Origin of the sequence: Pseudomonas entomophila L48, assembly GCF_000026105.1 — a bacterium.
GTDB classification, from domain to species: Bacteria; Pseudomonadota; Gammaproteobacteria; order Pseudomonadales; family Pseudomonadaceae; genus Aquipseudomonas; species Aquipseudomonas entomophila.
On sequence record NC_008027.1, the window covers coordinates 4928718 to 4947447 of the forward strand.

22 protein-coding genes are annotated in these 18730 nt (G+C 65.9%); 12 read left to right on the top strand and 10 right to left on the bottom strand.

Annotated elements, in window-relative coordinates:
* Window positions 1-38 precede the first annotated feature (38 nt).
* The 3 genes from PSEEN_RS21355 to PSEEN_RS21365 all read right to left on the bottom strand — a co-directional run bounded on the left by PSEEN_RS21355 (window position 39) and on the right by PSEEN_RS21365 (window position 2186).
* Window positions 39-944 (bottom strand): alpha/beta fold hydrolase, encoded by a 906-nt coding sequence (locus tag PSEEN_RS21355; protein WP_011535655.1) that lies wholly within the window; start codon window positions 942-944, stop codon window positions 39-41.
* Between the two features lie 179 nt (window positions 945-1123).
* On the bottom strand, window positions 1124-1810 hold the full coding sequence (locus tag PSEEN_RS21360; protein WP_011535656.1) for an LrgB family protein: 687 nt from the start codon (window positions 1808-1810) through the stop codon (window positions 1124-1126).
* Window positions 1800-2186, bottom strand: a complete 387-nt coding sequence (locus tag PSEEN_RS21365) for a CidA/LrgA family protein (RefSeq protein ID WP_011535657.1) — start codon at window positions 2184-2186, stop codon at window positions 1800-1802. The genes PSEEN_RS21360 and PSEEN_RS21365 overlap by 11 nt, the downstream gene beginning before the upstream one ends.
* Window positions 2187-2285: 99 nt before the next feature.
* Here PSEEN_RS21365 and PSEEN_RS21370 point away from each other — a divergent pair, with 99 nt between their 5' ends.
* Window positions 2286-3164: a LysR family transcriptional regulator gene (locus PSEEN_RS21370; RefSeq protein ID WP_011535658.1), complete on the top strand. Its 879-nt coding sequence runs from the start codon at window positions 2286-2288 to the stop codon at window positions 3162-3164.
* Between the two features lie 110 nt (window positions 3165-3274).
* Here the strand turns inward: PSEEN_RS21370 and PSEEN_RS21375 are convergent, their stop codons facing one another.
* Window positions 3275-3730, bottom strand: coding sequence for a flavodoxin (locus tag PSEEN_RS21375; protein WP_011535659.1), 456 nt, complete (start codon window positions 3728-3730; stop codon window positions 3275-3277).
* Between the two features lie 195 nt (window positions 3731-3925).
* On the opposite strand from PSEEN_RS21375, the gene PSEEN_RS21380 reads away from it, so the two are divergent.
* From PSEEN_RS21380 to PSEEN_RS21400, 5 genes are all read left to right on the top strand, one after another.
* The gene (locus tag PSEEN_RS21380) at window positions 3926-4549 is read left to right on the top strand and encodes a PilZ domain-containing protein (protein ID WP_011535660.1); all 624 of its coding nucleotides are present in this window, start codon (window positions 3926-3928) and stop codon (window positions 4547-4549) included.
* A gap of 150 nt (window positions 4550-4699) precedes the next feature.
* The gene (locus tag PSEEN_RS21385; protein ID WP_011535661.1) at window positions 4700-5269 is read left to right on the top strand and encodes a putative antibiotic biosynthesis monooxygenase; all 570 of its coding nucleotides are present in this window, start codon (window positions 4700-4702) and stop codon (window positions 5267-5269) included.
* 32 nt (window positions 5270-5301) lie between these two features.
* Window positions 5302-6039, top strand: coding sequence for a dihydromonapterin reductase (gene folM / locus PSEEN_RS21390; RefSeq protein ID WP_083789200.1), 738 nt, complete (start codon window positions 5302-5304; stop codon window positions 6037-6039).
* 9 nt (window positions 6040-6048) lie between these two features.
* Window positions 6049-6345, top strand: a complete 297-nt coding sequence (locus tag PSEEN_RS21395) for a DUF1244 domain-containing protein (protein WP_011535663.1) — start codon at window positions 6049-6051, stop codon at window positions 6343-6345.
* Complete coding sequence (locus PSEEN_RS21400) at window positions 6338-6679, top strand: HopJ type III effector protein (protein WP_011535664.1); 342 nt, start codon at window positions 6338-6340, stop codon at window positions 6677-6679. Before PSEEN_RS21395 ends, PSEEN_RS21400 begins: the two co-directional genes overlap by 8 nt.
* 95 nt (window positions 6680-6774) lie before the next feature.
* Here the strand turns inward: PSEEN_RS21400 and PSEEN_RS21405 are convergent, their stop codons facing one another.
* The 3 genes from PSEEN_RS21405 to PSEEN_RS21415 form a co-directional block, all read right to left on the bottom strand.
* Window positions 6775-7680: an alpha/beta hydrolase family protein gene (locus tag PSEEN_RS21405; RefSeq protein ID WP_011535665.1), complete on the bottom strand. Its 906-nt coding sequence runs from the start codon at window positions 7678-7680 to the stop codon at window positions 6775-6777.
* Between the two features lie 140 nt (window positions 7681-7820).
* The gene (gene fabV / locus PSEEN_RS21410) at window positions 7821-9020 is read right to left on the bottom strand and encodes an enoyl-ACP reductase FabV (protein WP_197533003.1); all 1200 of its coding nucleotides are present in this window, start codon (window positions 9018-9020) and stop codon (window positions 7821-7823) included.
* Window positions 9021-9325: 305 nt separating this feature from the next.
* Window positions 9326-10183, bottom strand: coding sequence for a LysR substrate-binding domain-containing protein (locus tag PSEEN_RS21415; RefSeq protein ID WP_011535667.1), 858 nt, complete (start codon window positions 10181-10183; stop codon window positions 9326-9328).
* Window positions 10184-10317: 134 nt separating this feature from the next.
* Between PSEEN_RS21415 and PSEEN_RS21420 the strand changes: the two genes are divergently transcribed.
* Genes PSEEN_RS21420 through PSEEN_RS21435 form a run of 4 tightly spaced genes read left to right on the top strand, consistent with a single transcriptional unit; the run spans window position 10318 to window position 14487 of the window.
* Window positions 10318-11367 (top strand): agmatine deiminase family protein, encoded by a 1050-nt coding sequence (locus PSEEN_RS21420; protein WP_011535668.1) that lies wholly within the window; start codon window positions 10318-10320, stop codon window positions 11365-11367.
* Window positions 11364-12260 carry an N-carbamoylputrescine amidase gene (gene aguB, locus PSEEN_RS21425; RefSeq protein ID WP_011535669.1) on the top strand — a complete coding sequence of 299 codons (897 nt, stop codon included), beginning with the start codon at window positions 11364-11366 and terminating at the stop codon, window positions 12258-12260. The genes PSEEN_RS21420 and aguB overlap by 4 nt, the downstream gene beginning before the upstream one ends.
* A 3-nt stretch (window positions 12261-12263) precedes the next feature.
* Entirely contained in the window at window positions 12264-13358 is a 1095-nt protein-coding gene (locus PSEEN_RS21430) for an extracellular solute-binding protein (protein ID WP_011535670.1), read from the top strand.
* A 4-nt stretch (window positions 13359-13362) separates the two neighbouring features.
* Window positions 13363-14487 carry an agmatine deiminase family protein gene (locus tag PSEEN_RS21435; RefSeq protein ID WP_011535671.1) on the top strand — a complete coding sequence of 375 codons (1125 nt, stop codon included), beginning with the start codon at window positions 13363-13365 and terminating at the stop codon, window positions 14485-14487.
* A gap of 84 nt (window positions 14488-14571) precedes the next feature.
* Here PSEEN_RS21435 and PSEEN_RS21440 read toward each other — a convergent pair whose 3' ends face one another.
* Window positions 14572-15105 (bottom strand): cytochrome b/b6 domain-containing protein, encoded by a 534-nt coding sequence (locus PSEEN_RS21440; RefSeq protein WP_011535672.1) that lies wholly within the window; start codon window positions 15103-15105, stop codon window positions 14572-14574.
* Window positions 15102-15374: a PepSY domain-containing protein gene (locus tag PSEEN_RS21445; protein WP_011535673.1), complete on the bottom strand. Its 273-nt coding sequence runs from the start codon at window positions 15372-15374 to the stop codon at window positions 15102-15104. Before PSEEN_RS21445 ends, PSEEN_RS21440 begins: the two co-directional genes overlap by 4 nt.
* A gap of 218 nt (window positions 15375-15592) precedes the next feature.
* Here PSEEN_RS21445 and PSEEN_RS21450 point away from each other — a divergent pair, with 218 nt between their 5' ends.
* On the top strand, window positions 15593-16774 hold the full coding sequence (locus PSEEN_RS21450; RefSeq protein ID WP_044488455.1) for an acetyl-CoA C-acetyltransferase: 1182 nt from the start codon (window positions 15593-15595) through the stop codon (window positions 16772-16774).
* A 132-nt stretch (window positions 16775-16906) separates the two neighbouring features.
* Here PSEEN_RS21450 and PSEEN_RS21455 read toward each other — a convergent pair whose 3' ends face one another.
* Complete coding sequence (locus PSEEN_RS21455; protein WP_011535675.1) at window positions 16907-17614, bottom strand: SDR family oxidoreductase; 708 nt, start codon at window positions 17612-17614, stop codon at window positions 16907-16909.
* A gap of 76 nt (window positions 17615-17690) precedes the next feature.
* On the opposite strand from PSEEN_RS21455, the gene PSEEN_RS21460 reads away from it, so the two are divergent.
* A complete protein-coding gene (locus PSEEN_RS21460) occupies window positions 17691-18644 on the top strand; it encodes an arsenic resistance protein (RefSeq protein ID WP_011535676.1) in 954 nt (317 codons plus the stop codon).
* The last annotated feature ends 86 nt before the right edge of the window (window positions 18645-18730 follow it).

Genomic DNA, 18730 nt, shown 5'->3' on the forward strand with positions numbered 1-18730 from the left:
CGAATGCCGGGCGATAACGCCCGGCGATGTTCGTCCGGTCACGACCAGGCAACCTTCTGCGGGATGAAACTCAACGGCTGTTCACGAAACGCCAGGTAATGACGCAGCACCTGCACCGGCGCCTCGGTGTGCGGGTAATGGCCGATCCCCTGCAGCACGACGGTGTCCGGCTCCGGCACCACCTGCCGGTAACGCTCGACCATGTGCGCGCCCGACAACGGGTCTACCGCGCCATTGATGAAGCGTAGCGGCACGCTCGCGCGCTGCAAGGCGCTGACCCAGCGTTCACGCTGGGCCCGACGTTCGGGCAGGAAATTGATGAGTTTGTGCAGGATACGCGGGCCATGATTGGCGGCGATCAGGCTCCAGTAGTCATCCAGGGCGCTCTCGCTGGGGTGTGTGCAGGGCCCGTAGACCTGGGTGACATTGCGTACCAGGTCGTCGCGCCCGAACGAGCGCCCGACCAGCCAACCCAGGCGGCTGAGCAACAGTTTCTGGATCAGCAGCACCCGGCAGCTTTCCGGAAACAGCCCGCTGTTCAGGAACACGCAGCTGGCGATCGCAAGACGCTGCTCATGATGCCGCGCCAGTAGCTCCTGGGCCACGCTGCCACCGTAGTCGTGGGCCAGCAGGTGCACGGGCTGGTCGATCTGCAGATGGGCGAGCAGCGCCTGTTGCAGGTCGGCCTGCTCCAGCAGGCTGTAGTCGTGGTTCGGGGGTTTGGCAGAATCGCCAAAGCCCAGCATGTCGCAGGCCACCACGCGGTAGCGTTGGGTTAGCGGTGCCCACAGGTAGTGCCAATCCCAGCTGGCGGTGGGGAAACCGTGAAGCAGTAGCAGTGGCTCTCCTTGCCCTGCCGTCCAGTAGCGGATGCTCTGGCCTCGGAAGCTGAAACTCAGGCTCCGGGTACGCCAGACGCACAGTGGAATCTCGGCCAGAGGCATCACGGTCGTCCCGGTATGTATAGGTAAGTGTCGGAATAGGGCAAGGCTGCGTTCATTGCAATTCACCTCGGCACATGCATGTGCTCTCTATGTCGAGGCACAGTCTAGAAGCCCCTACGAAGGTGATAAGTCGCCTTGGCAGCCAGCCTGATGACCGTGCGAGTCAGTGGCACGAACGGTCACAGCAGCATGACCAGCAATGGCGCGGCCAGCAGGTTGAGCAGACCGGTCAGGACCATGACCAGGCCGGCCACCGAACCCTCTTCGCGCCCCACTTCCTGGGCCCGGCTCACGCCCGCGCCATGGGCACCGACCCCGAACAGCGCGCCACGAGCCAGCGGCGTGCGCAACGGCAGCCAGCGCAGCAGCACGCCGCCGAACAGCGCACCCAGCACCCCGGTGAACATCACAAATACAGCAGTCAGCTCCGGCACGCCGCCCAGGTCCTGGGCCACCGGCATGGCAAACGGCGTGGTGATCGAACGCGGCAACAGCGACAGGCTGACCGACTCGTCCAGCGCCAGCAGGTGCGCCAGCGCCCACGAACTGCCGATAGACGCCACGCTGCCGGCCAGCATGCCCACCAGCAGCGCCGGCCAGTGCCGGGCCAGCAGCGCCCGCTGCTGCCAGATCGGCACGGCGAAGGCCACGGTCACCGGGCCCAGCACGCCCATCAGCCAATGGGTGTTGCGGGCGTATTCGGCGTAGGCGGTGTGCAGCGGCACGGCCACCGCCAGCAGCAGCGCCGGCACCAGGATCAACGGCGACAGCAGGTAGCGCCCGCTGCGTTGGTACAGCCAGCGGCTGGCCAGGTAGGCCGCCAGGGTCAGCGCGAGCCAGAACACTGGCATGGGCTCAAGGCTCATGGCGCAGCCTCCAGCGGCACACCAGTTCCACGGTCACGGCGGTGACCACCATCACCAGCAGGGTGCTCACGGCGATCACCAGCAGGATGCGCCAGCCTTCGCTGCGCAGCAGGCTGCCGTAGTCCAGCAGGCTCATCAGTGCCGGGATGAAGAACAGCAGCATCTCGGCCATCAACCACTTGGCGCCCAGTTGCAAGGTGGCGGGTTTGAGCACGCCGGTGGCGAACAACGCCAGCAACAGGGCCAGGCCCATCACACCGCCAGGGATCGGCCAGGCGAGCCAGGCGGCGAGTTGGCCACCAATCAGGAACAGGGCGAGCAGCACCGCCAGTTCGGCGAGCAGGCGGAGGGTCTTCTTGAGTAGTTCGGCATTCATGGGCGGGATTCCTCGACAACGCGCCCATTGTAGAATTCGGCCACCTAGGCCAGAAGCGAATTGTTAGACTGATAGGCATTCCATAATGGAATGGTGATCATGGAATTCAAACAACTGCGCAGCTTCATCGAAGTCGTTCATCGAGGGGGCTTCACCCAGGCGGCGAGTACCCTGCACATCAGCCAGTCGGCGGTGAGCAAGCAGGTCGCCCAACTGGAACAGGCCATCGGCCAACCTTTGCTGGAGCGGCAAGGCTCGCAGCTGCACCTGACAGACGCCGGGCGCATCGTCCTGCAGCGTGGCGAAGTGCTGATGCGCCAGCGCCAGGAGCTGCTCAATGAGCTGGACGACCTGGGCCAGCTGGCCCGAGGCGAACTGCGTCTCGGTTTGCCGCTGCTGGGCAGCGATGCCTTGTTCGCCGGGCTGTTCGCCGAATACCGGCGCCGTTACCCGAACATTTCCGTGCAATTGCTCGAAGGTGGCAGCCGCATGGTCGAGCAGGCGGTCAGGAGTGGCGAGCTGGAACTTGGGGGCAGCCTGACACCCAGCGATCCGGCATTCGAATACCAGCCGTTCTGCAACGAGGCACTGGAGGCCTTGCTACCGTCCGATCACATCCTGGCGGGGCAGGCCGAGGTGGAACTTGCGCAACTGGCCGACACGCCGTTCCTGCTTTATCAGCGCAGCTTCGTGCTCAACGATCGCCTGCTCAGCGCTTGCCAGCAGGTGGGGTTCACGCCGAAGGAAGGCGGGCGCAGTGGCCAGGCGGACTTTCTCGCGGCGTTGGTGGCGGCAGGCCAGGGCGTGGTGCTGTTGCCGGCCATCGTGGCGCGGGCGCTGGAGCGGCCCGGGGTGGTGCGCCTGCCGCTGCGGGCGCCGGATTACCTGAAGTGGGATATCGCCTTCATCTGGCGGCGGGGGGCGTACCTGTCGCGGGCGGCGCAGGCGTGGCTGGCGTTGTTGCGCGAACAGCATTAATTTGGTTCGCCCCCTGTAGGAGCGGCTTCAGCCGCGATCACCCGCAAAGCGGGTGCCAGGTACCGCGTTGCCTGCATCGCGGCTGAAGCCGCTCCTACAAGCGAACCGCATTAGCCCTTGAGAACGGCTACAAGCTCCGCCAGCCACGGCTCGGCATCGGTCTCCGGGGTCACGGTCTCGCTGGCATCGAGCTTGAGCATCGGCAGCACCTCCCGCACCCCCAGCTCGGCGAACAACTCGCGCATCTGCTCGCCGCCGCCACAATACGTATCGCCATAGCTCGAATCGCCCAGACCGATCACTGCGCCTGGCAGGCCACGCCAGGCCGCTGGCAGGGTGTCGCGGATGGCGCTGAACAGCGGCATCAGGTTGTCGGGCAGCTCGCCCATGCCGGTGGTCGAGGTCACGGCCAGCAGTGCTTCGGGGGCAAAACCCTGGAGATCCTGCAGGGTGGCGCGCGAAGCGTGCCAGGCTTCGAAGCCTGCCGCCTTGAGCAGGGACTCGGCGTGGCGGGCGACTTCTTCGGCGGTGCCGTACACCGAACCGGAAATAATGGCGACTTTCATCGGGTGAGGATTCCGAAACTGAGTGAAAACGTAGGATACTAGCATCCGACAGTGGCAAAAGGCCGCCTCCGCCCAAAGTCACAGACACCCGTCGGATCGAACCATGATCCGACCAACGGCATGAACCAAGCCCCTGGATCACTGTCCATCGCCGTGAAGAAATCGCCCATACCGATCGCCCCTTCGAGTTCGACCATGCAAGCAGATGCCCTCCTCTCCCAGGACGAGCTGGATTTCATCCAGGACATGCAGCATTCGCCCCACCTGAACAAGGCCGACCCCATGTCGAGCCTGCTGGTCAACGGCGACCGTCGTCTCAAGGACCTCCTCACCCGCCTGGTGGCGAATGAACAGGTCACGCTGCAGGCCAGCTTCAACAACCAGCAGCTGAGCTTCCCGCTGCAACTGGTCGAGGACGAATTCCACGCCCTGCACCTGCAACTGGGTTCGCCGGACATCTACGAAGACGGCCCCATGCTGCGGCCCTGGCGCCTGCCACTCGAACGGCCCTCACCGCTGCTGGACGATCACGGCAAGGCCAGCGGGCTTTGGGTGCGAGACATCTCCTTCAAAGGCGTGCTACTTGAAGTACGCGGCAGCTTGAAGGCACCCAACCGTTTCGACCTGCGCTTCGCGCCCGGCGATATCCCGCCAATCGGGCTGCACGGCAGGCTGCGCCGCCGCATCAACCCCACACTGGCGGCCTATGACCTGTCGCAGACCCCTGCCGAGGAAGTCGAGCGGCTGCGCGAGTACATCCTGCAGGCCCATCGCCAGGCCCACCCCGAGTTGCACGCCCAGGCCCCCGCGCCCTTCTGACGACCGCCTGACGGCTGAAACTGACCGGTCATGATCGATCGGCGATAATCCGTGCCCGATTCTTGCAAGCACGCCTGCGCCGCCCACCACCCCGGGCCGCGCATGAAGAGGAGCCGGCTACCCGCCAGCCCCGTCGCCAGGAGATACACGATGTCTACCCCCGTCACCCTGATGGTGTCGCGCCGCGCCGCCCACGGCCGCTACCAGGACCTGCTGGCCTGGCTGCACGAAGGCGAGCAGCTGGCCACCGACTTCCCCGGCTATCTCGGCTCGGGCATCCTCGCCCCACCTACCGACGGCGATGAGTTCCAGATCATCTTCCGCTTCACCAACGAGCACACGCTGCACGCCTGGGAGCATTCCGCCTCGCGCCGCGCCTGGCTGCAACGCGGCGACGGCCTGTTCGAGCGCCCCAAAGAGAGGCGCGTCAGCGGCATCGACGATTGGTTCGGCACCAACATGGTGCAAAAGCCTCCGCGCTGGAAGCAGGCCACGGCCATCTGGCTGGCGTTCTTCCCGGTCTCGCTGCTGTTCAACCTGCTGTTCGGCCACTGGCTGGCGCCACTCGACCTGCTGCCCCGCGTACTGCTCAGCACCCTGGCCCTGACGCCGGTCATGGTGTACCTGTTCATCCCCCTGTCGACCCGCTTGCTGGCCAGCTGGCTGAACCCGGCCCCACGCCCGCAGCAAGAGCGCCCCACGGGCCTGCGCAGCCGCTGAGGCTCGGGCTCGCAAGGCCACGCAGTTCGGGTATGCTGGGGCATCACGCACGGACAGACGAACAGACCGCCCCGCACATGAACAGCCCAATCCTCATCACCGGAGCCAGCCAGCGCGTCGGGCTGGCCCTGGCCCTTGAGCTGGCACAGGCCGGCCATACGGTGGTCAGCGCCAGCCGCAGCCTGCACCCGCAGGCGCCGCACCCGAACATCCGGCAGTTCCAGGCCGACCTGACACAAGCCGCCGACCGCCAGGCCCTGATCGACCACCTGCACAGCCACTACGACGGCCTGCGCGCGATCATCCACAACGCCTCGCTGTGGCTCGACGATGGCCTCGACAACCTCGACACCATGTTCCGCCTGCACGTCGAGGCGCCCTACCACCTCAACCTGGCCCTCGGCGAACTGCTAACGAGGGTGGACAAGGCCGACATCATCCATATCTGCGACGAGACCTCCTCGCGCGGCAGCAAGAGCCACATCGGCTACGCGGCCACCAAGGCGGCGTTGCAGAACATGGTGCTGTCGTTCGCCGAAAAGTACGCGCCCAAGGTGCGCGTCAACGGTATCCTGCCGGGCCTGCTCATTCTCAAGGAAGGCGGCGACGAGCAGTACCGCCAGCAGACGCTGAAGAAAGCCCTGCTCGAATTCGAACCCGGCGCCCGCCCGCTGATCGACGCCGTGCTGTTCCTGCTCGAAAGCCAGTACAGCACCGGCAGCCAGGTGGTCATCAACGGTGGCCGCCATCTGAAGAACCGCATGACCTGAGAGATGCCCATGACCCCGCAACAACAGCTCGAACTCGAAGCCGCCGCGTTCCGGCGCCTGGTCGACCACCTGCAAAAACGCACCGACGTGCAGAACATCGACCTGATGAACCTGTCCGGCTTCTGCCGCAACTGCCTGTCGAAATGGCTCAAGGCCGCCGCCGACGATCGCCAGATCGAGCTGAGCCTGGACGATGCCCGCGAGCAGGTGTACGGCATGCCCTACAACGATTGGAAAGCCCTCCACCAGAAAGAAGCCAGCGCCGAGCAGCAAGCGGCGTTCGAACAAGGAAAACCCCGTGACTGACCTGAACACCCTGCGCAGCAGCCTCGCCAGCGGCGAGCACGTGTTTGCCGACACCCTGGCGTTCGTCGCCGCCCACTACAGCTACCAGCCCCAGGCCTTCGACAATGGCGACGTGCACAATGCCGCCGGGCAGAACGAAGGCTCGTGCAAGACCCTGGGCCTGGCCCTGCTGGAAGGATTGAGCGACCAGGAAGCGCTGCTGGCCTTCGGCGAGCACTACCGCAGCGTGGTGGCCACGCCCGAGGGCAGCGACCATGGCAATATCCGTGCACTGATCAAGCATGGGCTGGCGGGCGTGAAGTTCGCCGAACAGCCGCTGGCGCGCCTGGCCTGAAGCAGCACGCCCACCTGTAGGAGCCAGCCTTGCTGGCGAAAGCGCCCGTGTGATGCAGGCAAGGCTGCGCCTTGCATCGCCAGCAAGGCTGGCTCCTACAGGACGCGGCCTGGGGTCTTGGCGGGGAGGCTGGCGTGTTGTAGCCAGCTCAGCGCGATCGGCCACAGGCTTTCGCGGAAGCGGTCGTGGAAAAAGGCAAAATGGCCGATCGCCTCGACCGAGATATCCACAGGCGCCAGCCGCAGGTGCCTGCGCACGGCACCGTCCAGATAGCCCAACAGGCGCTCGGTCGCGGCCACCGTGCCGAACGGGTCGTCGGTCAGGCTGATGGCCAGGGTGGCGGCCTGGACCTGGGCGAACGGCGGCGCTTCAAGAGAGCGCCCGCTGGGGCGCTGCTCGTAGCGTGGCGTGCGTGTGCTCCAGTCACGCACCACCCCGGCCGGGGTGTCCTCCAGCCAACCGAGGCGCTTGCCCGGAAAGTATCCGAACACTCGCGTCAGCAGCGGCATCAGCACATGCCATTTACCGAACAGTTGCCAGCGCTGGTCGGCCGCGTAATCGCGCCAGTAGGCGAACTGCGCGCCCACCAGCACCGCATGCCTGACCTGCGCCGCGGACGGCGCCAGCCCCAGCGCCCAGCCACCGAAACTGTGCCCGACCACATGAACCGGCTGATCAGGATGCTCGGCGGCGGCCAGTTGCAGCATGGCCTCGAAATCCAACCGCCCCCAGTCGCTCCAGCTGGCCTGGAAGCCGCGCAGCGATGCCGGGCGCGACTCGCCGATACCACGGTAGTCGTAGGTCAGTACATCGAAGCCCTGGGCGAAGAGGTAGTCGGCGAAGCGGGAATAGTAGCGGCAGCGCACCGAGGTGGCGGCATTGATGATCACCAGCGGGCGCTGGCGGTCAGGCGTGGCATGGCGCCAGCGAAAGCCCCCGAGGTTGTAGCCGTCGGCGGCGGTGTGGCGAAAGGCGGTGGCGGGTTGAGTGAGGCTGCTCATGGCGCGCTCCCTGCGGTTGTGCGCCCACGCTAGCAAAACGGCCCTTTCGCCGGCAAGCCAGCGCCTACGAGGGCTGCGCCAATCTCAGGATCGGCGCTTGCCCCGTAGGAGCCGGCTTGCCGGCGAACAGCCAGAAGGCCTTACAGCTCGACGCAGTCGAACTTCACGTCGGTGGCCACGTCTTCGTCATAGTTGACGTCAGCGCGCTCGAAGCCGAACAGGTTGAGGAACTGCTTCTTGTAACCGGCATAGTCGGTCAGTTCGAACAGGTTCTCGGTGGTCACCTTCGGCCACATCGCACGGCAGGCGTCCTGCACGTCATCACGCAGTTCCCAGTCGTCCAGACGCAGGCGGCCTTCGTCGTCCAGGGCAGCCGGCGCACCGTCCTCACGGTACATGCGGTCACGGAACATGCGGTCCAGCTGGTGCTGGGTACCTTCGTGGATACCCTTCTCCTGCATGATCTTGAAGACCATCGACAGGTACAGCGGCATTACCGGGATCGCCGAGCTGGCCTGGGTAACCACCGACTTCAGCACCGCAACGTTGGCGCTGCCACCGACTTTCTTGCCCAGGCGCTGGGCGGTTTCGTCCAGGTCCTGCTTGGCCTTGCCCAGCGCACCGTCCCAATAGATCGGCCAGGTGATGTCGGAGCCGATGTAGCTGAAGGCCACGGTGCGGGCCTGCGGCGCCAGCACGCCGGCAGCGTTCAGGGCATCGATCCACAGTTCCCAGTCCTGGCCACCCATGACGGTGACGGTGTCGGCAATTTCCTGCTCGGTGGCCGGCTCGATGCTGGCCTCGATGATGACGTCCTTGTTGGTGTCGATGGCGGTCGACTTGTACGGCTGGCCGATCGGCTTGAGCGCCGAGCGCACCAGTTCACCGGTCTGCGGCAGCTTGCGCACTGGCGAGGCCAGGGAGTAGATGACCAGGTCGACCTTGCCGCCCATTTCGTTCTTGATCAGCTCGATCACTTTGGCGCGGGCTTCGTCGGAGAAGGCGTCACCGTTGATCGACTTGCTGTACAGGCCCTCGGCCTTGGCGAACTTGTCGAAGGCGGCGGCGTTGTACCAGCCGGCGGTGCCGGCCTTGGTCTCGGTGCCCGGCTTTTCGAAGAACACGCCCAGGGTGTCGGCCTTGAAGCCGAACGCCGCGGTGATGCGCGCGGCCAGGCCGTAGCCGCTGGAGGCGCCGATCACCAGGACTTTCTTCGGACCATCCTCGCGCACGCCCAGCTTGCGGGTGGCTTCGATCTGGTCACGGACGTTGAGCTCGCAGCCCTTGGGGTGAGTCGTGGTGCAGATGAAACCGCGAACCTTGGGATGAATGATGGCCAATGTCTGTACCTCGTCAGGTTTAGGCTGGGGAAACGCCCGCATCAGGGGGCGGTTCCGTTTGATCTAGAGGGTGAGACTACCCTCGTGGGATATCCGACACATATTACGAGGTCATTGAGATTGCTGCATGGTCTGTACAGCCTGATTCGGCTCTGAGCGTAAGGCTGGCTCGATCCTGTGGGAGCGGCCTTGTGTCGCGAAAGGGCCGCGCAGCGGCCCCGGCGATCTTTGTGTCAACTCTGAAATCCTGGGGCCGCTACGCAGCCCTTTCGCGACACAAGGCCGCTCCCACAAGGTCGGGTCCATCACGACAACGCAGGCGACAGGGCCTCTCGCAACCACGTCAGGAACTGCCGCGCCAGCGGATCCTCCTGGCTTTCCCAATGCACCAGGCAACTCCACACCGGCCCGCGCACACGCTGCTCAGACAAGGGCCGCAAGCGCCCCTCATCGACCATCCGCCGCGCCAACAACTGGCTGACCAGGGCAATCCCCAGCCCCTCGCCCGCCGCCTCCAGCAGCAACCCCGGGTCGGAGAAGTTCAGCCCTTTGCCCTGCTGCCCAACAGCCTCGCCACCCTCCAGTTGCCAGTGGCTCCAGTCCATCTCGCGCTCGCCATGCAAGGTGGTGCGCCCAGCCTCGGGTAGCGCCGGGTGGCAAGCCGGATAGAGCTGGTCCTGATGCAACACGGTAAAGCTGCATTCAGCCTGCGGCCCGATATCGTCGCGAATCGCCAGGTCGATGGTCTCGCTGGCCATGTCCGGCACCTCGAAGCTGGTGAACAGCCACAGGTCCACATCCGGATGACGCTGGTGGAAGTCCGCCAGGCGCGGCAACAGCCAATGCCGGGCAAAGGCCGGCGTGGTATTGACCACCAGCTGGTTGGGCTTGCGGTATTGATCGAGGCGACGGATCCCCACCGCCAGTTGCTGCAGCAAGGCTTGAGTAGTGCTGAGCAGGTCATGCCCGGCATCGGTCAGGCTGACGCTGCGCCCGCTACGGTGGAACAACGGCTGCTCCAGGTAGCTTTCCAGGCTGCGGATCTGCTGGCTGATCGCCGATTGAGTGAGGTTCAGGGCCTCGGCGGCCTTGTGGAAACTGCCCAGGCGGGCGGCGGCTTCGAAGCCGCGCAGGGCGTTTAGCGGGGGCCAGTGTTTGAGCATGCTGATAAGCCTGACTGATCAGTAATCCGCTAAATCTATCGTTTGTCGGGCCAGCTTCCTAGCCATAGCATTGACACCAACACCCGCGACGGCGGGCTTCGTTGATAAAAATCCCTAATAGATCGGAGTTCACTATGACCCTGTCCCTCGACAGCGGCTGGCGCATGCCCGCCGAATGGGCCCGCCACGCCGCCACCTGGATGATCTGGCCACACAACCAAGCGCTGTGGGAATCGGGCTGGGGCGTGACCCTGGCCGACGTGCAGCGCGACTATGCCCGTGTCGCGGCCACCATCGCCCGCTTCGAGCCGGTGAAGATGGTGGTCGACCCCTCGGCCATCGCCATCGCCCGTGAGTTGTGCGGCCCCGGTATCGAGCTGATCGAGCTGGCCGTGGACGACAGCTGGTGCCGTGACAGCGGCCCGACCTTCCTGACCCACCCGCAACACGGCGTGGCCGGCCTGAGCTGGCGCTTCAATGCCTGGGGCGGCAAGTCCGAGCACGGCAAGGACCGCAGCCTGGCCCGGCGCATCCTCGACCAGCTCGGTTTCGAAGGCCTGAGCACCCCGCTGTGCAACGAAGGCGGCGCCATCCATGTGGACGGCGAAGGCACGCTGATCACCACCGAGTCGGTGCTGCTCAACCCCAACCGCAACCCGGGCCTGAGCAAGGCCGAGTTCGAGGACTGCTTCGCCCGCCTGCTGGGCATCCGCAAGACCATCTGGCTGCCCGGCGACCCGCAGTACGTCACCGGCGACATGACCGACGGCCATGTCGATGGCGTGTGTGCCTTCGCCCGCCCCGGCGTACTGCTGGTGGACGCCACCCACGACCAGGGTTCGGAGTACGCCGAAGTGGCCCGCGAGAACCGCCGCGCCCTGGAACTGGCCACCGATGCCCAGGGCCGTGCGTTCGAGCTGCTCGACCTGTATGAAGCCAGCGCCGCCGTCGACCCGAACGCGGAAGTATTCTGCGCCTCGTACACCAACTTCTACCTGGCCAACGGCGCGGTGATCATGCCCGCCTATGGCATCGACGCCGACCAGGCTGCCGCCCAGCAGCTGGCCCTGGCCTTCCCCGGCCGCGAAGTCGTGCCGGTGCGCATCGACCACATCGCCCACGGCGGCGGCGGCATCCACTGCATCACCCAGCAGCAGCCGGCCTGGCAGGGAGCGCGCCCATGAGCACCCTGCGCATCGCCACCACGCAAATGGCCTGCAGCTGGGACCTGGCCGCCAACCTCGAGCGCGCCGAGCAGCTGGTGCGCCGGGCCGCCGCCCAGGGCGCCCAGGTGATCCTGCTGCAGGAGTTGTTCGCCACCCCGTACTTCTGCATCGAGCAGTGCCACAGCCATCAGGCCCTGGCCCAGGACTACCACGACAGCCCGCTGCTCAAGCGCTTCGCCGCCCTGGCCAAGGAGCTAGGCGTGGTGCTGCCGCTGAGCTGGTACGAGCGCGCCGGGAACGCCTTCTTCAATTCGCTGACCGTGGCCGACGCCGATGGCAGCCTGCTGGGTGTTTACCGCAAGACCCACATCCCCAACGCCATCGGCTACCAGGAGAAGGAGTACTTCAGCCCCGGCGACACCGGCTTCAAGGTCTGGGACACCGCCTTCGGGCGCCTGGGCATCGGCATCTGCTGGGACCAGTGGTTCCCCGAGACCGCCCGCTGCCTGGCCCTGATGGGCGCCGAGGTGCTGCTGTTCCCCACTGCCATCGGCTCCGAGCCGGGTGCCGCCGAGCTGGATTCGCGCGACCATTGGCAGATGGCCATGCGCGGCCACGCCGCCGCCAACCTGCTGCCGGTGGTCGCGGCCAACCGCGTCGGCCATGAAGTGGCGCGCACCGACGACAATCTGTCGATGCGCTTCTACGGCTCGTCGTTCATCTGCGACCACAAGGGCGCCATGCTGCAAGAGGCCGACCGCGACAGCAGCGGCGTCTGGCTGCACGACCTGGACCTGGAGCGCATGCGCGAGGACCGCCTGACCTGGGGCATCTACCGTGACCGCCGCCCCAGCATGTACGCGCCGTTGCTCAGCCTGGACGGCCGCACCCCACAGATCGCGAGGGCCTGAACCATGCCAAGCCGTCCATCGAAACTGCTCGCCATCGCCGCCCTGATGGCCTGCGCCGGTGTTGCCCAGGCCGAGCAGGAAGCCCTGCGCCTGTACAACTGGGCCGACTACTTTGCCGAGGACACCCTCAAGCGCTTCACCGCCGAAACCGGCATCCCGGTGATCTACGACGTCATGGACGGCAGCGAGGTACTCGAGGCCAAGCTGATGTCCGGGCGCAGCGGCTACGACCTGGTGTTCCCCGGCGACACCGTGGCTGAACGGCTGATGCGCGCCGGCAGCCTGCAGGCCCTGGACCGCAAGCAGTTGACCGCGCTCGACGATATCGAGCCCGGCCTGCGCCAGCTGCACGACCGCTACCCCAAGGCCAGCCAGGCCACCGTGCCCTACACCTGGGGCACCATCGGCCTGACCATGGATGCGAAGAAGATCCGCGAACGCATGCCCGACGCCCCGCTGGACAGCCTCGACCTGCTGTTCAAGCCGGAGCTGGCGGTCAAGTTCGCCGACTGCGGCATCTCGATCATCGACTCGCCCGACGAAGTGCTGGCCGTGGTGCTCCATTACCTGGGCCGCGAACCGCGCAGCGCCAAGCGCGAAGACCTGGCCGCCGCCAGCGAGCTGCTCAAGGGCATCCGCCCCTACGTGCGCAAGCTGCAGTCGCAGCCGGTCACCGAGCTGGTCAACGGCAACACCTGCCTGTCTCTGGGCTACAGCGGCGACGTGATCCAGGCCCAGCGCACCGCCGAAGCCGCGGGCAAGGCCATCGACTTCCAGTACCGCGTACCGCGTGAAGGCACCACCATCTGGATGGACACCATGGCCATCCCCGCTGACGCCAAGCACCCGGAATACGCCTATCGTTTCATCAACTTCGTCATGCGCCCGGAGAACATGGCCGCGATCAGCAACTTCACCGGCTACCCCACCGCCAGTGCCAAGGCCCGCCCCCTGGTGGACGCGCGCCTGCGTGACAACCCGGACATCTACCTCAGCGATGCCACCTACACCCGGCTGATCCCGGGCAAGGACATCCCCCAGGCCGACATGCGTGCGCGCATGCGCGTCTGGACCCGCTTCAAGACTGCACAGGACTGACCCCATGCCTACTCGCCGCACCTTCCTTCAACAGATGAGCGTCGTCGCCGGCCTCGGCGCCGCCGCCAGCTTTGGCCTGCCGTTGGGCAGCAACAGCGCCCGCGCCGCCGAAGCGGGCCGCTGGTTCATGCCCGACGAAGGCGAAAAGCACGCACGCGCCTACATCGCCTTCGGCGCCCAGGACGCCATCTGGGAAGACTTCACCGAAGACGTCCAGGCCGCGCTCGGGCGCATCGCCCGCGCCATCGCCGCCTACCAGCCGGTGACGGTGTTCTGCCGCGCCAGCGAGCGCGATATCGCCGAGGAAGAGTGCGGCAGCCACAACATCACCTACGTCGAAACCGAACTGGACGACATCTGGATGCGCGACATCGGCGCCAACTTCGTGGTCGACGACGATGGCGAGCTGGCGGCGGTGGACTTCAACTTCAACGGCTGGGGCGGCAAGCAGCAGCACCGCCAGGACGCCAAGCTCGCTGCTCGCGTGGCCAAGCTGGCCGGTGGTGGCTACCAGCGCAGCGAGCTGGTCGGCGAAGGCGGCGGCATCGAGGTGGACGGCCACGGCACCGGGATCATGACCGAGAGCAGTTGGGTCAACAGCAACCGCAACCCCGGCTGGAGCAAGGCCCAGGTCGAGGAGGAACTGAAGGAGCGGCTGGGGCTGCGCAAGATCATCTGGCTGCCGGGCATCAAGGGCAAGGACATCACCGACGCCCATGTGGATTTCTACGCGCGCTTCGCGGCGCCCGGGGTGGTGGTGGCGAACCTGGACAACGACCCGGATTCCTACGACCACGACGTGACCCGCGAGCACCTGGAGATCCTGCAGAACGCCACCGATGCCGATGGACGCAAGCTGGAGATCCACACGATGTCGCCGCCGCTGAAGCCGCGCAACAGCAAGTTCAGCAAGGGCAACCCGGATTTTGCTGCGGGGTATATCAACTACTTCGTGATCAATGGCGCGGTGATCGCGCCGCAGTTTGGGGATCGCAGTGCCGATGAAAAGGCCCGGGCCTTGCTGGAGCAGCTGTATCCGGGGCGGGACGTGGTGCAGTTGGACATTGATGCAATCGCGGCGGGAGGGGGCGGGATTCACTGCGTGACCAACCAGTGCCCGGCTGTGTGACCCATTCGCCGGCAAGCCGGCTCCTACGAGTCACACGCAGACCTGTAGGAGCCGGCTTGCCGGCGAACCTTACAGCCCCACACATCACGGCTTTTCAGACGACCGGCGCCGCCCCGTCACCATCGACAACGGCAGGTTCTCACGCAACCGCACGCTCTCCACCAGCGCCGCCAGCAGGTGCACGCAGACCAGCGCCAGCACGCCATCGGCCAGCCAGCTGTGCAGCGTATCCAGCCACTCGGCGCCCCAGAACGCATCCACCTCCAGCATCATCCAGCCCGTCACGCCCAGGCTGGCGATGCCCAGCATCATCAGCACCATCACCAGCGCACCGATCGGTGTATGCCCCAGGCGGTGATAATGCTCGCCACGCCACAGCGCCCGGCCATGCACCCTCAAACGCGCCGGCGTCGGCCAGAAATCCGCCCAGCGTGCACTGCGCGGCCCGACGAAGCCCCACACCACGCGCAACAGCAGGCATGCACAGGCGTAGTAGCCCAGCCACTGGTGCCAGTCGTCACCCACCTCGTTGAAAAAGTAATCGGCGAAGAACACCCCAGCGAGCGACCAGTGGCACACCCGCAGCAACGGGTCCCACAGCCGCACGCTGGCGGTCATTTATGGATCTCGGTCTTGACCGCCTTGCCACTCACCGGGTCGTGGTAGATCTCGACCTTGCGGCCGTCCTTGTCGAAGCCGTAGATCTCGTAGCAGTTGCCCTTGGTGACCTTGAACTTGTTGATCTTGTAGCCCTCGTCCTTGAGCTTGGCCTGGAACTGGTCGGCGTCCTGCCAGGTGGCCTTGTCGGCGGTGGTGCATTTCGGTTCGGCGGCGAAGGCAGCGGTGCTGGTGAGCAGCAGGATGGGCAGGATCAGGGTTCGGCGCATGATCGGGATTCCTTGCGGGTTGGAGAGAGGGATAGCGCCTGGCGTTGACCGGGTAGGAGCCGGCTTGCCGGCGAACAACTGCCAGCAAGCTTAGTTGCCCCTCGCCAAACCCACCCATTCATTTGAAATTCGGATCAATGGCAAAGAAAAACAAACTTCCCAAATAAGCGGCGCCCATGGATGCTGTGGCGATCACGCTCGTATCCCGGAGAACAACAATGAACGAAGTCGTCATCGTCGCCGCCACCCGCACTGCCATCGGCAGCTTCCAGGGGGCCCTGGCCAACGTGTCCGCCGTCGAGCTGGGCGCCGCCGTGATCCGCCAGCTGCTGGCCCAGACCCAGCTGGACCCGGCCCAGGTCGACGAAGTGATCCTCGGCCAGGTGCTCACCGCGGGCGCCGGCCAGAACCCCGCCCGCCAGGCCGCCGTGAAGGCCGGCCTGCCCTACGAAGTCCCGGCCCTGACCCTGAACAAAGTCTGCGGCTCGGGCCTCAAGGCCCTGCACCTGGCCGCCCAGGCCATCCGCTGCGGCGACGCCGAGGTGGTGATCGCCGGTGGCCAGGAGAGCATGAGCCTGGCGCCCTATGTGATGCCCTCGGCCCGTACCGGCCAGCGCATGGGCCACGGCCAGCTGATCGACAGCATGATCACCGACGGCCTGTGGGACGCCTTCAACGACTACCACATGGGCATCACCGCCGAGAACCTGGTGGACAAGTACGGCCTCACCCGCGAGCAACAGGACGCCTTCGCCGCCGAATCGCAGCGCAAGGCCGTGGCCGCCATCGAGGCCGGGCGCTTCAAGGACGAGATCACCCCGATCCACATCCCGCAGAAGAAAGGCGAGCCGCTGGTGTTCGACACCGACGAGCAACCCCGCCCCGGCACCAGCGCCGAGTCCCTGGCCAAGCTGCGCGCTGCATTCAAGAAGGACGGCAGCGTCACCGCCGGCAACGCCTCCAGCCTCAACGACGGTGCTGCCGCAGTACTGCTGATGAGCGCCGATAAAGCCAAGGCCCTCGGCCTGCCGGTGCTGGCCAAAATCGCCGCCTACGCCAGCGCGGGTGTTGACCCGGCGATCATGGGTATCGGCCCGGTGTCGGCCACCCAGCGCTGCCTGGACAAGGCTGGCTGGCAGCTGGGTGAGCTGGACCTGATCGAAGCCAACGAAGCCTTCGCCGCCCAGGCGCTGGCCGTGGGCAAACAACTGGAATGGGATGCCGCGAAGGTCAACGTCAACGGCGGCGCGATTGCCCTGGGCCACCCCATCGGCGCCTCGGGCTGCCGGGTGCTGGTGACCCTGCTGCACGAAATGATCAAGCGTGATGCCAAGAAAGGGCTGGCGACCCTGTGCATCGGCGGCGGCCAGGGCGTGGCGCTGGCGATCGAGCGCGGTTGATCCGGCTCGCCGGCAAGCCGGCTCCTACGAGGGGTCTATACGATACCTGTAGGAGCCGGCCTTGCCGGCGAATGGGCCACCCGCAGCGTCACCACCGTCCGGGTCTGCGGCCAATTGCCCATCAAACGCATTTCAGAAGCGCTCGTCCCGCAACGCCGGCAGGGTGACGTCGCGCACGTAGCTGGCCGACGACAGGCTCAACATCATCCGGCACACCTGCACCACGTCGTGCAGCGGGATCAGCGAACCCTCGCCGCGCTGCTCGGCTTGCGCCAGCGGCACGTCCAGCCCGTCTTCGGTATTCAGGTAGCCGAGGTTCAGGCAACTCACGCCAAGGCCCTGGTCGCGGAAGCCTTCACGCAGTGTCTCGGCGATGCCGCGCAAGCCGAACTTGCTGACGCCGAAGGTGACTTCAGGCCGACCGCTGCCCGGCAGGCCCGACGTGGAGCCGGTGAGAATGATCCGTGGCCGCTCGCTCTTGAGCAGCACCGGCAGCAAACGCTTGATCAACAGCAGTGGCGCGGTGAGGTTGGTGGCGACCATGCGCTCGATCTGCCCCTCGTCATCATCGAGGAAGCTGTAGCCGTCCTCGAAGGCCCGCTCTTCCCAGATTCCGACGTTGTACACCAGTACATCCAGCCCGCCGTCGGCCACCGCTTCATGGATGACCGCCGCGGCCTGGCGCGGCTGGCCGAGGTCAGCCTCGATCCAGTGCACCGAACTCGGCAACGACGCCGGCCGGGTACGCGACACGCCTGTCAGCGTATCACCCGCGTCACCCAGGCCCTCGACCAGTGCCTTACCCAATCCCTTGCTCGCACCTACCACTAGAATTCGCATCGAATTGCTCCCTATGGACTGAGCCAGATAGTACCCTGCCCCACCTAGTAATTCAGTCGGAAAAACCGGGCCATCCGTGGACAGAGATCAACTCGAACGCAATCAGATCCCCCTTTACTTCATCGCCGTGGTGCTCGCCGCCGCCATCGGCCTGCTTGCGCCGGGCGTTGCCCAGCCACTGGAGGCACTGGTGACACCTGCCATCGCGGTGCTGATGTACGCGATGTTCCTGCAGATCCCCTTCCTCGACCTGCGCGCGGGCCTGGGCAACCGGCGCTTCATGGGCGCGCTGCTGCTGGCCAACTTCGTGCTGGTGCCGCTGCTGGTGTGGGCTGGCACCCGTGGCCTGGTCGAACACCCCGCCGTGCTGGCCGGCGCGTTGCTGGTGCTGCTGACGCCATGCATCGACTACGTGGTGGTGTTCACCCATATCGGGAAAGGTGACTCGCGCCTGACCCTTGCTGCCACACCGGTGCTGTTGCTGGTGCAGTTGGCGCTGTTGCCGCTGTACCTGGCGTTGATGCTAGATAGCGGCCAGGTCGAGATTTCCGTCGCGCCCTTCGTCGAGGCCTTCGTGCTGCTGATCGTGCTGCCACTGCTGCTGGCCGTCGCCACCAGTGCCGGCGCACGGCGCTCGGTGCTGATTTCGAAATGGAACGACGCCTGGGCCTGGCTGCCGGTGCCGGCCATGGCGCTGGTGCTGATCGCGGTGATCGGCTCGCAGATCGGTGTGGTGGCCAGCCGGCTGGACGACCTGCTGCCGGTGGTGCCCGTATATATCGGTTTCGCCCTGCTGGCGCCGGTGCTCGGTTTGCTTGCGGCGCGGCTGTTCAAGTTGTCCACAGGCGAGGCCCGGGCCGTGACCTTCAGCGCCGCCACGCGCAATTCGCTGGTGGTGCTGCCGCTGGCGTTGGCGCTGCCCGAATCAATCCGCACACTGGCAGCGGCGGCAGTGATCACCCAGACGCTGGTGGAGTTGGTGAGCGAGTTGATCTATGTGCGCGCCGTGCCGGCGCTGGTCCGGCGCTAGGCATGCCCTGGGGCCGCTTCGCGCCCCTTTCGCGACACAAGGCCGCTCCCACAGGTACAGCACGCCCCTCAAGGGCACTGCTGAAT

What these genes read in the sequence shown, in the direction of transcription:
- PSEEN_RS21355 (WP_011535655.1), bottom strand. Translation starts at nt 944, where the DNA reads ATGCCTCTGGCCGAGATTCCACTGTGCGTCTGGCGTACCCGGAGCCTG.
- PSEEN_RS21360 (WP_011535656.1), bottom strand. Translation starts at nt 1,810, where the DNA reads ATGAGCCTTGAGCCCATGCCAGTGTTCTGGCTCGCGCTGACCCTGGCG.
- PSEEN_RS21365 (WP_011535657.1), bottom strand. Translation starts at nt 2,186, where the DNA reads ATGAATGCCGAACTACTCAAGAAGACCCTCCGCCTGCTCGCCGAACTG.
- PSEEN_RS21370 (WP_011535658.1), top strand. Translation starts at nt 2,286, where the DNA reads ATGGAATTCAAACAACTGCGCAGCTTCATCGAAGTCGTTCATCGAGGG.
- PSEEN_RS21375 (WP_011535659.1), bottom strand. Translation starts at nt 3,730, where the DNA reads ATGAAAGTCGCCATTATTTCCGGTTCGGTGTACGGCACCGCCGAAGAA.
- PSEEN_RS21380 (WP_011535660.1), top strand. Translation starts at nt 3,926, where the DNA reads ATGCAAGCAGATGCCCTCCTCTCCCAGGACGAGCTGGATTTCATCCAG.
- PSEEN_RS21385 (WP_011535661.1), top strand. Translation starts at nt 4,700, where the DNA reads ATGTCTACCCCCGTCACCCTGATGGTGTCGCGCCGCGCCGCCCACGGC.
- folM (WP_083789200.1), top strand. Translation starts at nt 5,302, where the DNA reads ATGCTGGGGCATCACGCACGGACAGACGAACAGACCGCCCCGCACATG.
- PSEEN_RS21395 (WP_011535663.1), top strand. Translation starts at nt 6,049, where the DNA reads ATGACCCCGCAACAACAGCTCGAACTCGAAGCCGCCGCGTTCCGGCGC.
- PSEEN_RS21405 (WP_011535665.1), bottom strand. Translation starts at nt 7,680, where the DNA reads ATGAGCAGCCTCACTCAACCCGCCACCGCCTTTCGCCACACCGCCGCC.
- PSEEN_RS21415 (WP_011535667.1), bottom strand. Translation starts at nt 10,183, where the DNA reads ATGCTCAAACACTGGCCCCCGCTAAACGCCCTGCGCGGCTTCGAAGCC.
- PSEEN_RS21420 (WP_011535668.1), top strand. Translation starts at nt 10,318, where the DNA reads ATGACCCTGTCCCTCGACAGCGGCTGGCGCATGCCCGCCGAATGGGCC.
- aguB (WP_011535669.1), top strand. Translation starts at nt 11,364, where the DNA reads ATGAGCACCCTGCGCATCGCCACCACGCAAATGGCCTGCAGCTGGGAC.
- PSEEN_RS21430 (WP_011535670.1), top strand. Translation starts at nt 12,264, where the DNA reads ATGCCAAGCCGTCCATCGAAACTGCTCGCCATCGCCGCCCTGATGGCC.
- PSEEN_RS21435 (WP_011535671.1), top strand. Translation starts at nt 13,363, where the DNA reads ATGCCTACTCGCCGCACCTTCCTTCAACAGATGAGCGTCGTCGCCGGC.
- PSEEN_RS21440 (WP_011535672.1), bottom strand. Translation starts at nt 15,105, where the DNA reads ATGACCGCCAGCGTGCGGCTGTGGGACCCGTTGCTGCGGGTGTGCCAC.
- PSEEN_RS21445 (WP_011535673.1), bottom strand. Translation starts at nt 15,374, where the DNA reads ATGCGCCGAACCCTGATCCTGCCCATCCTGCTGCTCACCAGCACCGCT.
- PSEEN_RS21450 (WP_044488455.1), top strand. Translation starts at nt 15,593, where the DNA reads ATGAACGAAGTCGTCATCGTCGCCGCCACCCGCACTGCCATCGGCAGC.
- PSEEN_RS21455 (WP_011535675.1), bottom strand. Translation starts at nt 17,614, where the DNA reads ATGCGAATTCTAGTGGTAGGTGCGAGCAAGGGATTGGGTAAGGCACTG.